Below are 13448 nucleotides of genomic sequence, written 5' to 3'. Positions count from 1 at the left end.
CACCTCCCTAATACCCACGTTTCTCACAGGCCGCGTTACGGGGGTGTGACCTGTCGCCAAACCGACACACGGGCGTCATCGCTCACGGGACGACTCGCGAAGCCAAACCGTAGAGATCGGGGTTAAGGAACGGCGCCATCGCCAGCAACACGGCCTGCGTATAGACGCCCTCGCGAGTGGCATGCCCCCGTGTGACGAGGGCTATGGCGCCTCCCTGCTGCTTGACGTTGACCGTGCCAAACAACCGATCCATCACGTCGCCCAACTCCTCGCCTTCGAGCAGGGCCTCGTAGGCAATCGGTGGAACGGGTAGCCAGGCACTGCGACCTACGGATACGCGGTCGCCCCCGGCGATGGCCACGTAACCGACCGATCCCGGACCGTCCTCACCCATCTCGATCCCACTTTCCAGCGCAACATGGAAGTCGGCCTCACCGCCGTGTCGCTGGCAGTACTGCATGCGCTGGATGGCGCCCTGACGCGTTTCCGTCGCGGTCATCGGCTGATCGGCGACGCCGGATGGCGCATGCATGCCTTCGCAGGCGAGGACATGCTCGGGAAAGAGCAGCGCGAGCGCGTTGCGCACAGCGCCGATCTTGATCGGGTTGCGCGAACCAACAATGACCTTGAGCACCAGGCGGGATGTCATGGGATCGATCTGCTTTCGGTAGACATGGTGCCCGGAGTCGGACTCGAACCGACATACTCTTACGAGTGAGGGATTTTAAGTCCCTTGCGTCTACCGATTTCGCCATCCGGGCTTTCAAGAAAAAAGGCGCACCGCGTGAGCGGAGCGCCTTGGAATGCGATGGAGGCCGAGGTCGGAATCGAACCGGCGTACGCGGATTTGCAGTCCGCTGCATGACCACTCTGCCACCCGGCCATCGCTGGCGCAGCGCGAGAGTATCGCGTGGCGCCTAAAAAACAAAACCCCGGGTGACCGAGGCTTCGTGAAAACTTTGGAGCGGGAAACGAGACTCGAACTCGCGACCCCGACCTTGGCAAGGTCGTGCTCTACCAACTGAGCTATTCCCGCGTCGTTGTCCCGCTATTCTAGATCACGACGCCCATGTGTCAACCACCTTGCAGCGGTTTTTTTTCATTTTTGTTGACCGCCTCGGCGTCGCCACGCAGGGCTGGCCATGCGGCGCGCAGGTAATCCAGCCCGGACCAGATCGTCAGGATGCCGGCGATGACCAGCAGGGCCTCGCCGATGTGGTACAGGCGCAGCGTCTCCGCGTCGTGCTGCAGCAGCAGGACCACGAGGGCCACCATCTGCATCGTGGTCTTCAGCTTGCCGAGGAAGGCGACCTTGACCCGCGAGCGCGCGCCGATCTCGGCCATCCACTCGCGCAGCGCGGACACGCTGATTTCGCGGCCGACGATGACGGCGGCCGTGACCGCCAGCAGGATGCCCTGCCACCCGCCCGGGTGGGACTGCACCAACAGGAACAACGTGACGGCGACCATCAGCTTGTCCGCCACCGGGTCGAGGAAGGCGCCGAACGCCGAGGTCAGGTTCATGCGCCGCGCCAGGTAGCCGTCCAGCCAGTCGGTGAAGGCGGCCAGCACGAAGACCAGTGCCGCCGTCAGGCTGGCGCCGCGGAACGGCAGGTAGAAGACGACGACCATGACCGGCAGCAGGAGCACGCGGAACAGGGTCAGCCAGGTGGGAAGGTTGATGCGCATAGGTCAGCCAGTACGGGAGGGATCGGTGCGAGCCGACACCTCCGTTCGATCAGGGATGCAGCATGGCATAGATGCGCTCCGCGAGCCCGCGATCAATGCCCTTCACGCTCATCAATTCCTCCACACCGGCCGCTTCCACGCCGGCCAGTCCGCCGAAGGCCTTCAACAGGGCTGCGCGTCGGCGCGCGCCCACGCCGGCCACGTCTTCCAGCGTACTGCGTTCGCGGGCCGCTTCACGGCGGCGGCGATGGCCACTGATCGCAAAACGGTGCGCTTCGTCACGAACTGCGGCCACGAGGTGCAGGGCCGGCGACGACGTGCCGGGGTGCAAGGTCCGGCCGCTGTCGGCGAGCACGAGGGTTTCCTCGCCGGCGCGACGGCCGGGGCCCTTGGCCACACCGACGACCCGGATGCCCTCGACGCCGAGCTCACGCAGGACATCCATCGCCTGCCCCACTTGGCCTGTGCCGCCGTCGATCAGCAGGATATCGGGCCGCACACCGCCCTCCACGACCTTCTTGAAGCGCCGGGTCAGTGCCTGGTGCATGGCGGCGTAGTCGTCGCCCGGGGTGATCCCGGCGATGTTGAAGCGCCGGTAGTGCGACTTTTCCGGACCCTCGGGACCGAAGACCACGCAGGAGGCCACCGTGGCCTCACCCATGGTGTGGCTGATGTCGAAGCACTCGAGGCGCCTCGGCATGTCGGTCAGTTCGAGCACCTTCTGCAAGTCGTCGAAGCGCGCCAGCAGCGTGTGCCGGCTGGCCAGGCGCGAGGTCAGCGCCGCGCCTGCGTTGCGTTGGGCCATTTCCAGGAAGCGGGCGCGCTCGCCGCGAACGCTGGGCTTCAGCGACACCGTGTGCCCGGCATGCTCCGACAGCACGCCGGCCAGCACATCGATGTCTTCCACGTCGTCGCTGAGCACCAGCTCGCGCGGCACCTGGCGCTCGAGGTAGTACTGGGCGATGAACTGCGCGAGGACATCGGGGATCGACGCATCCGTACCCAGCCGCGGGAAGAAATCGCGCGATCCCAGGCTGACGCCGTTGCGGAAAAACAGCACGCTGACGCAGGCCATCCCCCCTTCCATGCTGCAAGCGATGACATCCATATCCGCGCTCGCACCCTGCACGAAATGCTGGGCCTGGAGCCGGCGCAGGGCGGCCACCTGGTCGCGCAGGGTGGCCGCACGTTCGAAGTGCAGCGACTGGCTGGCGGTCTCCATGGCCACGGCCAGTTCGTCGATCACGGCGCTGCTGCGCCCTTCCAGGAACATCTCGGCGTGACGCACGTCGTTGCGGTAATCCGGCACGTCGATCAGGCGCACGCAGGGCGCGCTGCACCGGCCGATCTGGTGCTGCAGGCAGGGCCGCGAACGGTTCCGGAAATAGCTGTCCTCGCACTGGCGCACCTTGAACAGCTTCTGCATCAGGCCCAGGCTCTCGCGGACGGCGAACGTGCTCGGATAGGGACCGAAGTAGCGCCCCGACGCGGTCTTGGCACCCCGATGGAAGCCCAGCCGTGGATACTCATCGGTGCTGGACAGATAGATGTAGGGGTAACTCTTGTCGTCGCGCAGCACGATGTTGTAACGCGGCTTCAGCGACTTGATCAACTGCGATTCGAGCAGCAGCGCCTCGCCCGCCGTGCGGGTCAGGGTCACTTCCGCCCGCGCGATCTGCGACACCATCGAGGCGATGCGCGGGTCCATGGGCGGTTTCAGGAAGTAGTTGCTGACGCGCTTCTTGAGGTTGGCGGCCTTGCCGACGTACAGCAGCTCGTCCTCCGCATCGAAATAGCGGTAGACGCCGGGCGAGGTGGTCAGGTGGCGGACGAAGGCCTTGCCGTCGAAGGGGTGCGACTCGGTGTGCTCCATGCGCCCATTTTACCGCGTAGGCGTACGCCGGACGCGAAAACGCCGGCATGGGATGAATCATGCCGGCGCGGACCTTCCGTGGGAGCGTCGCCGTCCTTAGGGGGAGAGAGCTTGGCGACAGGGATAGGTTACGTCGTCGCCCTACGGGGCGCGCCCGGCCGAGACCGAATATCCCTGTAGGTGGCGACCAGATACCCGTGTAGGAAATCCCTTAGGAGGACCTCGCTCCCCCGGCCTGCGCCGCCACCCAGCGCTCGGCACGCTCCAGGTCCTCGGCGGTGTCGATCCCGGGTGGGAACGGCTCCGGCGTGGGCTGGACCGCGATGGCATGGCCGTGCTCCAGGGCGCGCAGCTGCTCCAGCGACTCCAGTTGCTCCAGGGGGGTACGCGGCAGGGCCGCCAGCCGGCGCAGGAAGCCGGCCCGATAGGCGTAGATGCCGATGTGGCGCAGGAACGGGGAGCCCGGGGGCAGCACGTCCCGATCCCTGGCGAAATCGTCCCGGGCCCAGGGCGCCGGGGCGCGGGTGAAGTAGAGAGCGCGACCGTTCTGGCCCCGCACCACCTTGACGATGTTCGGGTCGAAGAACTCGTCGGCGTGCACGATAGGCGTCGCCAGCGTGGCCATGGGCGCGTCGTCCCCGGCCAGCGTGGCCACCACGGCACGGATGCCGGCGGCGGGGGCGAAGGGCTCGTCGCCCTGCAGGTTCACCACGATGGTATCGTCGGGCCAGCCGAAGTGCGCGACGGCCTCGGCGATACGGTCGCTGCCCGAGGCGTGGTCGGTCCGGGTCATGCAGACCAGCAGGTCGCCGCAGCCGCGCAGCTCGGTCGCCACGCGATCGTCGTCCGTGGCGACCACCACCTGCGCGGCGCCGGCCTGCCCTGCCCGCACCGCCACCCGCCGGATCATCGATTCGCCGGCGATCTTCAGCAGCGGCTTGCCCGGCAGGCGGGTCGAGCCGAACCGCGCCGGAACGACGACGACGAACGGGGGAAGCTTGTCTGCCATGGGGGCATCCAGTCAGGGAAGACGCCGAGCGTAGCGCCTAAGCGGACGGCACGGAATCCGACAGGTCGAAACCCAGCCCGTTGGCCAACGCCACGAAGCCGGGGAACGAGGTGGCGACATTGGCGCAGTCGGCGATGACGATCGGTGCGCTGGCGACCAGGCCGGCGACGGCGAAGCTCATGGCGATGCGGTGATCGCCATGGCTGTCGATATGCGCCCCACCGATGCTGCCGCCACGGATCATCGCGCCATCCGGCAGTTCGTCGATCAGCACGCCGCAGGCCTTCAGCCCGTTGGCCATGCTGGCGATGCGATCCGACTCCTTGACCCGCAACTCGGCGGCACCGCGGATCGTGGTCATGCCCTCGGCCACGGCTGCGGCAACGAACAACGCGGGAAACTCGTCGATCATGTCGGGCACGATATCCAGCGGCAGGGCCACACCATGCAGCGGCGCATACTTGATCACGAGGTCGCCGATGTCCTCACCTCCACTGCTGCGCTCGTTTTCCACGGCGATGTCCGCGCCCATGAGTTCGAGCGCGGCCAGCAGCCCGGTGCGGCGCGGGTTGAGGCCCACGCCCTTGATGCGCACGTTCGAACCGGGCACCACGCAGGCGGCCACGATGAAGAACGCCGCCGACGAGAAGTCCGCCGGCACGTCCACGTCCACGGCCGTGAGGCGATGGCCACCTTCCAGCTTCGCCTTGCCCGGCGAATACTCGATCGGCCAGCCGAAGGCCTTGAGCATGCTTTCGGTGTAGTCGCGAGTGGGATGCGGCTCGATCACCTCCGTGCTGCCTTCGGCGTACAAACCGGCCAGCAGCAGCGCCGACTTGATCTGCGCACTCGCCACGGGTGGCTGGTAGCTGATGCCCTTGAGCCGGGCACCGCCGTGGATGCGCAACGGCGGCTTGCCGTCGGCGCTGTCGATCGAGGCACCCATCAGCGCCAGCGGATCGGTAACACGACGCATCGGCCGCTGCGACAGCGAGGCGTCGCCGACCAGCGTGCTGTCGAACGCCTGCCCGGCCAGCAGCCCGGCGAGCAGGCGCATGCCGGTGCCCGCGTTACCGCAGTCCAGATTGTCCGTGCTGCCGCGCAGGCCATGCAGGCCCACGCCGTGCACCACGCGCTCGCCCGGGGCCGGCGTGTCGAAACGCACGCCCAGCGTGCCGAGGATCGCCGCGGTGGCGCGGGTGTCCTCGCCTTCGAGGAAACCGCGGATGTGGGTGACGCCCTCGGCCAGCGCGCCGAACATCAGCGCGCGATGGGACACGGATTTATCGCCCGGTACCACGATCTCGCCGTGCAGGGGGCGACCCGTGCGGCTTTGCCAGTCCATGCGGCTCATGGCAGGTTCTCCAGTAGACGGTGAAGTTCGGCACGGCTGCCGATGCTGATGCGAACCGTATGAGGCAGGCGGTAGCCGCCCATGGGCCGCACGATCACGCCGCGCTCGAACAGATGGGCTTCGACGGGCCCGGCATCGCGACCCAGGTCGACCAGCAGGAAGTTGGCCTGCGACGGCAGCACGCGCATGCCGCGCGCGGTCAGCGCATCGGCCAGCCACGCACGGTCGCCCGCGTTGACCTCGCGCACGCGATCGCGATGGGCGCGATCCGCGAGCGCGGCCTCCGCGGCGGCCAGCGCCACGGCGTTGACATTGAACGATTCGCGCAGCCGCTCGCACACCGCCGCCACCGACGGATGGCTGGCCATGTAGCCGATACGCAGCCCGGCCAGGCCGTGCGCCTTCGAAAAGGTGCGGGTCACGACGAGGTTGGGGAAGCGATCCATCAGGGTGACGGCGGTGTCGGGACCGGCGGCGTCCACGTACTCGTGGTAAGCCTCGTCCACCACCACCAGGGTTGACGGCGGAACGCGCCCGAGGAACGCGGCGAGCGCGGCGGCCGTGAACCAGGTGCCGGTCGGGTTGTTGGGATTGGCGAGGTAGACCAGCCGCGTCGCCGGGGTCACCGCGTGCGCGATCGCGTCCAGGTCGTGCCCGTATGGTGCCTCGGGGTGGTCGGCCGGCAAGGCGGGCACGGCGATGCCCTGCGCGCCGGCCGCCGCGGCGGCGATGGGGAACACCGCGAAACCGTACTGCGAGAACACCACCGGATGCTCGGCGTCGGCGAAGCACTGCGCCAGCAGCATCAGCAGTTCGTGCGAGCCGTTGCCGAGCGTGATGCCTGCCGGTGCGATGCCCAGCTCGGTCGAGAGGCAGGCCTTGAGCGCCATGCCGGTCGGGTCGGGGTAGCGCCACATGTCCTGCAGCACCCGCGTGGCCGCCTGCATCGCCAGCGGGCTGGGGCCGAGCGGATTCTCGTTCGAGCCCAGCTCGGCGATGGTCGCACCGAAGCGTCGCCGCAGCGCGGGCAGGTCGTGGCCTGGATCGTACGCGCGCAGCGCGGCCGTCGCCCGGTTCGCGAGCGCGGCCGCGTCGAACCCGACGGTCACGGCAAGGCGACCGGATAGGAACCGAGCACGCGCACGTCGGCGGCGGCCGGCTTCATCTCGTCGAGGGCGGCTTTCATCGCGTCGTCGTCGACATGGCCCGATACGTCGATGAAGAACGCGTACTGCCACTTGCCCGTGTGTGCCGGGCGCGACTCGATACGGTTCATGCTGATGCCGTGCTGCGCCAGCGGACTGAGCACGTCGTACAGCGCGCCGGGCTTGTCACGCACGGACACCAGCAGCGACGTGCGATCGTTGCCGGAGGGCGGGAAGATCGAGCGACCGATGACGAGGAACCGCGTGGTGTTGTCCGAGCGGTCCTCGATCGGGCCGGCGATCGTCTTCAGGCCGTACACGCGGCCAGCCGTCTCGCCGGCGATGGCGGCGGATTCCGGCGACAGCTTGGCCGTTCGCGCGGCCTCGGCGTTGCTGGAAACGGGAATGCGCTCGGCGTTGGGCAGGTTCACGCGCAGCCAGCCCTGGCATTGCTGCAACGACTGCGGGTGCGAGTAGACGCGCTTGATCTCTTTCAGCTCGCCGTTGAGCGAGAGCAGGTTCTGGTGGACGCGCAGTTCCACCTCGCCGCAGATGGTGGCCTTCGACACGAGGAACATGTCCAGCGTCATCTGGATCATGCCCTGCCCGGAATTTTCCACCGGTACCACGCCGAAATCGGCATTACCGGCAGCCACTTCCTGGAAGACTTCCTCGATGCTGCCCAGCGGCAGGCCATAGGCGGCATGGCCGAAGTGCTTGCGCACGGCCTGCTCGCTGAAGGTGCCCTCGGGGCCGAGGAAGCCGATCTTCAGCGGCTGCTGCTGCGACAGGCACGACGACATGATCTCGCGGAACAGCCGCACCAGCTCGCCGTTGGGCAGCGGGCCGTCGTTGCGGTCGATCACGCCACGCAGCACCTGGGCCTCGCGCTCGGGTCGGTAATACTCCACCGCCGCCTTCAACGGGCCCTTGGCCCGGCCGACCTGCTGTGCCCAACGGGCGCGCTCGCTGATGAGCGACTGCAGTTGCTGGTCGATGCTGTCGATGCGCGTACGCGCTTCGATCAGCGTGGCTTGCTTATCGGTGGGGGTCTTGCTCATGGACTTCCAGGCGGCTAAGTGGTTGCAAATGAAACGGTTATCACCGCATTACGCATGCTGCAATGCGGTGAATCCCGACTTTAACCGTGACGCGCGCTAAAGTCCCGCATGAAGTTCACCAGCACATCCACAGCGTCCTGCGGCACGGCGTTGTACAGCGACGCGCGCATGCCGCCCACGGCCTTGTGTCCCTTGAGGGCCAGCAATCCCGCCGCGGCGGATTCAGCGAGGAACGCGGCATCCAGCGCACTGTCGTGCAGGGTGAAAGGCACGTTCATCCGCGAGCGCGAGGCCACGGCCACCGGGCTGCGATAGAAACCGCCCGAGCCGTCGATCGCGGCATACAGCGTGGCGGCCTTGCGCGCATTGCGTTCGCCCATCGCTTCGAGGCCGCCCTGATCTTCCAGCCACTCGAACGTGAGCCCCGCGAGATACCAGCCCCACGTGTTGGGCGTGTTGAGCATCGAATCGTTGGCGGCGTGCTCGGCGTACCGGAAGATCTTCGCCATGGGCCGGCCTTCGCGGGCCAGCAGATCGTCGCGGATGATCATCACCACCAGGCCGGATGGCCCGATGTTCTTCTGCGCACCGGCATAGATCAGGCCGAAGCGCGATACATCGACCGGCCGGCTGAGGATGTTCGACGACATGTCCGCCACCAGTGGCACGTCGCCCGCGTCGGGCACGTCGTGGAACTCCACGCCGTGGATGGTCTCGTTGGGCGTGTAGTGCAGGTAGGCAGCGCGAGGATCGAGCTGCCAGGTGTCGCGCGCCGGCAGGGCCAGGTACTGGGCGTCTTCCGAGGTGGCGGCCACGCGGGCGGTGAGGTAAGGCGACGCTTCGCGCACCGCTTTCTCGCCCCAGTGGCCCGTCACGATGTAATCGGCCGACGCATCGGCCCCGGCCAGGTTCATGGGGATCTGCGCGAAGTGCTGCGTGGCCCCGCCTTGCAGGAACAGCACCGTGTAGCCCTCGGGCACCGCCATCAGCCGGCGCAGGCGCGCTTCGGCACTGGCCGCCAGGGCCATGAAATCCTTGCCGCGGTGGGACAGTTCCATCACGGAGGCGCCGGTGCCGTTCCAGTCGAGCAGTTCCGACTGGGCGCGGCGCAGCACCGCTTCCGGCAGGGCCGCCGGGCCTGCGCTGAAGTTCCAGGCTCTTGTCATGCTCGATGCACCCTCGGGAAGGAAACCCCGATTATGCGCCCGCTTCAGAGCTTGACGAACAGCACCAGCGCGATACCCACGGCAAGCAACGCCGCGGTGAGGATCAGCCACCAGACGTCGCCGCGTGCGCCGGCGGCGTCCTCGCTGCCGGGGTCGACCGTGGGAGCGGGCTCGGGCAGCACCACCGGTGGCTCCGCCGACCAGCCCGGGGCATCCACCACGAAGCGATGCGCGGCCAGGCCGATCTGGTCGCCCGGCTGCAGCACCGCGCGCACGGCGGTGATGCCGTTGACGCGTACGGCATGGCGCGCCGGAACGCGTGAGCCATCGAGGATCAGCTCGTCGTCCTCCCACGCCAGCAACAGCAGGGCGACATCGTTGCCGGGCAATTCGAGCGGCAAGGCACCATGCGTGGCGCCCAGCTCGAGACGATCACCCACGGTAATGACACGGCCGGACAAGGGGCCGGCCACCGGCCGCAACGCGACGGTGCAACGGGCGTCCGTCGGCTCCACGGTGGGCCGGGCGTCGAGGTCGGCATCGTCGCGCAGCAACATGCGGCAGTCGCCCAGCGACAGGCTGTCGCCGGGGCGCAGGATCGCGCGTTCACGCACGGGGCGGGCGTTGACGTAGACGCGCCCCGTGGACGGGGCCACCTCGAGCACCATGCCGCGACGGTCGCGATGAAGGGTGACGTGCCGGGCGGCTACGTGGTTTTCGGACACGACCAGGTCGTTATCCTCGCCACGGCCGATCGTGAGCACGGGCCGTGACCAGTGGAAATCACCGCGAGCCGAGCTGACGAATTCGATGCGCATGGAGGAACCGGGACGTTGACGAAGTAACTTTAGCAGAGTGCGCTATCTGTTTGACCCAGAAGGTGTCGATGAAGGTGTAGACGCGGCGTGATGCCCCGCCCCGCAAAGCTTGGCGCCCCGCCCTGCTAGACTTCGCCGCTTTCAGCGCAGAGGGTGCTCCGATGGCAAGAATCGATATCCGCCGCCCGCATGGCAGGACCGTCGCGGAAGCACGCGCCGTGGTCGAGAAAGTGGCCGCCCGCATGAGCGAGAAGTTCGGCACCGAGGGCCGCTGGGACGGCGACACGATGAGCTTCGCCCGTTCCGGGGTAAAGGGCGCCATCGCCGTGTCGCCCTCCGATGTGCATGTCACCGCCGAGCTGGGCATGCTGTTGTCGCCCCTGAAGGGCACCATCGAGGAAGAGATCCGGAAGAAGCTGGACGAGCACTTCGCCTGAGCCTTCGCAACGCCCCATGGGCTGGCCCGGGCCGGCCCGCTATGGCATACTAAGGGACTTATGCGGCCATTTCGGCCGTTCATCGACCCGGAACACATGGCAAAAGACGACGTCATCGAAATGGAAGGCACGGTCCAGGAGACCCTGCCCAACACCATGTTCCGCGTGCAGCTCGAGAACGGGCACGTCATTACTGCCCACATCTCCGGCCGCATGCGCAAGCATTACATCCGCATCCTCACCGGCGACAAGGTGAAGGTCGAGATGACCCCCTACGACCTGACCAAGGGTCGTATCACGTACCGCATGAAGTAAGCGGCGCGCTCGTCGCCCCGCTTCACCGGTCACGGATAAAAAAAAGCCGCGCTAAGCGCGGCTTTTTTTCGTGCCCGAACCCTACCCGGCAGGAGCGCACGATGTGCGCGATTACGGATTACCTCGGAATACGACATCGCCGCTTCGTTGGTTTTTCGCGCACCTCGTGCGCTCCTACGGAAGCAGATATCGCACCTGGAGGAAGCGCGCGCCTGGCCTGTGCCAGACGCGCGCCTCGGTCACGCCGTGGCCGTGGCCGGCTCCGCCGACTCGGTTTCCACGTGCAGCTCGTCGCCCTCGACCGAGAGGGTAACCTTGCCGCCGTCGGCCAGCTTGCCGAACAGCAGTTCGTCGGCCAGCGCGCGCTTCACCTTGTCCTGGATCACGCGGGCCATCGGGCGGGCGCCCATCTGCGGATCGAAGCCATGTTCCGCCAGCCAGCGGCGGGCTTCCGGCGTCACATCCACGCTCACCTTCTTCTCCGCCAGCTGCGCTTCCAGCTCGATCAGGAACTTGTCCACGACGCGCAGGATGTGGTCGAAATCCAGCGCATTGAACTGGATGACCGCGTCCAGTCGGTTGCGGAACTCCGGCGTGAACAGGCGACGGATGGTCTCCATGGCGTCCGGCGCGTGGTTCTGCTTGACGAAGCCGATGCCGCGACGCGAGGCCAGCTGTGCACCCGCGTTGGTGGTCATCACGATGATCACGTTCTTGAAGTTGGCTTCGCGACCGTTGGTATCGGTCAACACGCCGCGATCCATGACCTGAAGCAGGATGTTGTACACATCCGGATGGGCCTTCTCGATTTCGTCCAGCAGCAGCACGCAGTGCGGATGCTTGGTGATCTGCTCGGTCAGCAGGCCGCCCTGGTCGAAGCCGACGTAGCCCGGAGGCGCACCGACCAGGCGCGACACGGAATGGGCCTCCATGTACTCGGACATGTCGAAGCGCACCATCTCGATGCCCAGCTGCATGGCGAGCTGGCGGGTCACTTCCGTCTTGCCGACGCCCGTAGGGCCGGCGAGCAGGAAGCTGCCGATCGGCTTGGACGGATCGCCCAGGCCGGAACGCGCCATCTTGATCGACGAGGCCAGGGCCTCGATCGCCCCGTCCTGGCCGAACACCACCATCTTGAGGTTGCGCTCCAGGTTACGCAGCACGTCGCGATCCGACGCCGAGACCTGCTTGGCCGGAATACGCGCCATCTTGGCCACGATATATTCGATTTCCGGCACGTCGACCTTGCCCGTACGCTCTTCCTCGGGCAGCAGGCGCTGGCGGGCACCGGCTTCGTCGATGACGTCGATGGCCTTGTCGGGCAACAGACGGTCGGGGATGTGCTTGACCGACAGGTCCACGGCCGCACGCAGCGCCTCACCGGTGTATTCCACCGAGTGGTGCTCTTCGAAGCGGGTCTTCAGGCCCTTGAGGATCTCGATCGAGTCGGCCACGGTGGGCTCGACCACGTCGATCTTCTGGAAACGGCGCGCCAGCGCCCTGTCCTTCTCGAACACCCCACGGAATTCCTGGAAGGTGGTCGAGCCGATGCAGCGCAGTTCACCCGAGGCCAGCATCGGCTTGATCAGGTTAGACGCGTCCATCGTGCCGCCCGATGCCGAGCCCGCACCGATGATGGTGTGGATCTCGTCGATGAAGAGGATGGAATTGGGCTGCTTCTTGAGCTGGCCGATGACGGCTTTCAGCCGCTTCTCGAAATCGCCGCGGTACTTGGTACCGGCCACGAGGGCGCCCAGGTCCAGCGACCAGATGGTGCAGTCCTCCAGCACTTCGGGGACCTGCCCCTCGACGATGCGCTTGGCCAGGCCTTCCGCCAGGGCGGTCTTGCCCACGCCGGCCTCGCCCACGTAGAGCGGGTTGTTCTTGCGCCGGCGGCAGAGCACCTGGATGGTGCGCTCCACTTCGTCCTGGCGACCGATCAGGGGGTCGATCTTGCCCTGCACCGCCAGTTCGTTGAGGTTGGCGGCGTATTCGCTGAGCGGGTTGCCCTTGCCTTCGCCACTCTCTTCCCCCTCGCGCTCGGGGCTTTGCGCAGCCGCGGCGGCCTCATCGCCGATCTTGGCGATGCCGTGGGAGATGTAATTGACCACGTCCAGACGGGTGATTTCCTGCTGATGCAGGAAATAGACCGCGTGGGAGTCTTTTTCGCCGAAGATCGCCACCAGCACGTTGGCGCCGGTGACTTCCTTCCGGCCCGACGACTGTACGTGGTACACGGCGCGCTGCAGCACTCGCTGGAAACCCAGCGTGGGCTGCGTGTCGCGCTCGTCACCGGCCGGCAGCACCGGCACGGTTTCGGCGACGATGCGCTGCAGATCGGCCGAAAGCCTCGGCAGATCGACGCCGCAGGCACGCAGGGCGGCCAAAGCGGACGTGTTTTCAGTGAGCGCAAGCAGCAGGTGCTCGACGGTCATGAATTCGTGGCGCTGCTCACGGGCCTGCTTGTAGCAGTGCCCAATGGTGACTTCGAGATCCTTGCTGAACATACGGACCGTCTCCGATAGATGTGGGCGGCAGGGACCAGCCCCTTCGTCTTGCCGCATGAACACCAGATGGGGTA

At 66.9% G+C, this 13448-nt stretch carries 12 protein-coding genes and 3 tRNA genes; 2 read left to right on the top strand and 13 right to left on the bottom strand.

The genetic code is table 11. The annotated features are described in order from the left end of the window. Positions 1–82 precede the first annotated feature (82 nt). The 12 genes from yjjX to QRN34_RS03635 all read right to left on the bottom strand — a co-directional run bounded on the left by yjjX (position 83) and on the right by QRN34_RS03635 (position 10115). Positions 83–649 (bottom strand): inosine/xanthosine triphosphatase, encoded by a 567-nt coding sequence (gene yjjX / locus QRN34_RS03690; RefSeq protein WP_285402091.1) that lies wholly within the window; start codon positions 647–649, stop codon positions 83–85. 25 nt (positions 650–674) lie between these two features. Continuing rightward, positions 675–761, bottom strand: a tRNA-Leu gene (locus QRN34_RS03685). A gap of 48 nt (positions 762–809) precedes the next feature. Beyond that, positions 810–883, bottom strand: a tRNA-Cys gene (locus QRN34_RS03680). Positions 884–960: 77 nt separating this feature from the next. After that, positions 961–1036, bottom strand: a tRNA-Gly gene (locus tag QRN34_RS03675). 38 nt (positions 1037–1074) lie between these two features. Continuing rightward, positions 1075–1689, bottom strand: coding sequence for a CDP-diacylglycerol--glycerol-3-phosphate 3-phosphatidyltransferase (gene pgsA, locus QRN34_RS03670; RefSeq protein WP_036140610.1), 615 nt, complete (start codon positions 1687–1689; stop codon positions 1075–1077). 49 nt (positions 1690–1738) lie between these two features. Continuing rightward, positions 1739–3562: an excinuclease ABC subunit UvrC gene (uvrC, locus tag QRN34_RS03665; protein ID WP_285402088.1), complete on the bottom strand. Its 1824-nt coding sequence runs from the start codon at positions 3560–3562 to the stop codon at positions 1739–1741. A gap of 211 nt (positions 3563–3773) precedes the next feature. Then, positions 3774–4571, bottom strand: a complete 798-nt coding sequence (gene kdsB, locus QRN34_RS03660) for a 3-deoxy-manno-octulosonate cytidylyltransferase (protein WP_285402086.1) — start codon at positions 4569–4571, stop codon at positions 3774–3776. Positions 4572–4608: 37 nt separating this feature from the next. Further along, positions 4609–5925 carry a 3-phosphoshikimate 1-carboxyvinyltransferase gene (gene aroA, locus QRN34_RS03655; RefSeq protein WP_285402080.1) on the bottom strand — a complete coding sequence of 439 codons (1317 nt, stop codon included), beginning with the start codon at positions 5923–5925 and terminating at the stop codon, positions 4609–4611. Then, a complete protein-coding gene (gene hisC / locus QRN34_RS03650; RefSeq protein ID WP_285402079.1) occupies positions 5922–7034 on the bottom strand; it encodes a histidinol-phosphate transaminase in 1113 nt (370 codons plus the stop codon). The genes aroA and hisC overlap by 4 nt, the downstream gene beginning before the upstream one ends. Continuing rightward, a complete protein-coding gene (gene pheA, locus QRN34_RS03645; RefSeq protein ID WP_285402077.1) occupies positions 7031–8131 on the bottom strand; it encodes a prephenate dehydratase in 1101 nt (366 codons plus the stop codon). The genes hisC and pheA overlap by 4 nt, the downstream gene beginning before the upstream one ends. Positions 8132–8211: 80 nt before the next feature. Continuing rightward, positions 8212–9297: a 3-phosphoserine/phosphohydroxythreonine transaminase gene (gene serC, locus QRN34_RS03640; RefSeq protein ID WP_285402075.1), complete on the bottom strand. Its 1086-nt coding sequence runs from the start codon at positions 9295–9297 to the stop codon at positions 8212–8214. Positions 9298–9341: 44 nt separating this feature from the next. Further along, positions 9342–10115, bottom strand: coding sequence for an FHA domain-containing protein (locus tag QRN34_RS03635; RefSeq protein ID WP_285402073.1), 774 nt, complete (start codon positions 10113–10115; stop codon positions 9342–9344). A gap of 161 nt (positions 10116–10276) precedes the next feature. Here QRN34_RS03635 and QRN34_RS03630 point away from each other — a divergent pair, with 161 nt between their 5' ends. Together QRN34_RS03630 and infA are read left to right on the top strand one after the other, a co-directional pair. Next, on the top strand, positions 10277–10552 hold the full coding sequence (locus QRN34_RS03630; protein ID WP_285402071.1) for a polyhydroxyalkanoic acid system family protein: 276 nt from the start codon (positions 10277–10279) through the stop codon (positions 10550–10552). 96 nt (positions 10553–10648) lie between these two features. After that, the gene (infA, locus tag QRN34_RS03625; protein ID WP_019466733.1) at positions 10649–10867 is read left to right on the top strand and encodes a translation initiation factor IF-1; all 219 of its coding nucleotides are present in this window, start codon (positions 10649–10651) and stop codon (positions 10865–10867) included. A gap of 239 nt (positions 10868–11106) precedes the next feature. Here the strand turns inward: infA and clpA are convergent, their stop codons facing one another. Beyond that, complete coding sequence (gene clpA / locus QRN34_RS03620) at positions 11107–13374, bottom strand: ATP-dependent Clp protease ATP-binding subunit ClpA (RefSeq protein WP_285402054.1); 2268 nt, start codon at positions 13372–13374, stop codon at positions 11107–11109. Positions 13375–13448: the final 74 nt, after the last annotated feature.

The organism is Luteibacter sp. ME-Dv--P-043b (assembly GCF_030209605.1).
In the GTDB taxonomy this organism is placed as follows: domain Bacteria; phylum Pseudomonadota; class Gammaproteobacteria; order Xanthomonadales; family Rhodanobacteraceae; genus Luteibacter.
This window is presented reverse-complemented; position numbering and strand designations above follow the sequence as displayed.

Excerpts from the sequence above, each read along its gene's own strand:
- aroA (WP_285402080.1), bottom strand. The coding sequence starts at position 5,925 with ATGAGCCGCATGGACTGGCAAAGCCGCACGGGTCGCCCCCTGCACGGC.
- serC (WP_285402075.1), bottom strand. The coding sequence starts at position 9,297 with ATGACAAGAGCCTGGAACTTCAGCGCAGGCCCGGCGGCCCTGCCGGAA.
- pheA (WP_285402077.1), bottom strand. The coding sequence starts at position 8,131 with ATGAGCAAGACCCCCACCGATAAGCAAGCCACGCTGATCGAAGCGCGT.
- QRN34_RS03630 (WP_285402071.1), top strand. The coding sequence starts at position 10,277 with ATGGCAAGAATCGATATCCGCCGCCCGCATGGCAGGACCGTCGCGGAA.
- pgsA (WP_036140610.1), bottom strand. The coding sequence starts at position 1,689 with ATGCGCATCAACCTTCCCACCTGGCTGACCCTGTTCCGCGTGCTCCTG.
- uvrC (WP_285402088.1), bottom strand. The coding sequence starts at position 3,562 with ATGGAGCACACCGAGTCGCACCCCTTCGACGGCAAGGCCTTCGTCCGC.
- yjjX (WP_285402091.1), bottom strand. The coding sequence starts at position 649 with ATGACATCCCGCCTGGTGCTCAAGGTCATTGTTGGTTCGCGCAACCCG.
- infA (WP_019466733.1), top strand. The coding sequence starts at position 10,649 with ATGGCAAAAGACGACGTCATCGAAATGGAAGGCACGGTCCAGGAGACC.
- kdsB (WP_285402086.1), bottom strand. The coding sequence starts at position 4,571 with ATGGCAGACAAGCTTCCCCCGTTCGTCGTCGTCGTTCCGGCGCGGTTC.
- QRN34_RS03635 (WP_285402073.1), bottom strand. The coding sequence starts at position 10,115 with ATGCGCATCGAATTCGTCAGCTCGGCTCGCGGTGATTTCCACTGGTCA.
- clpA (WP_285402054.1), bottom strand. The coding sequence starts at position 13,374 with ATGTTCAGCAAGGATCTCGAAGTCACCATTGGGCACTGCTACAAGCAG.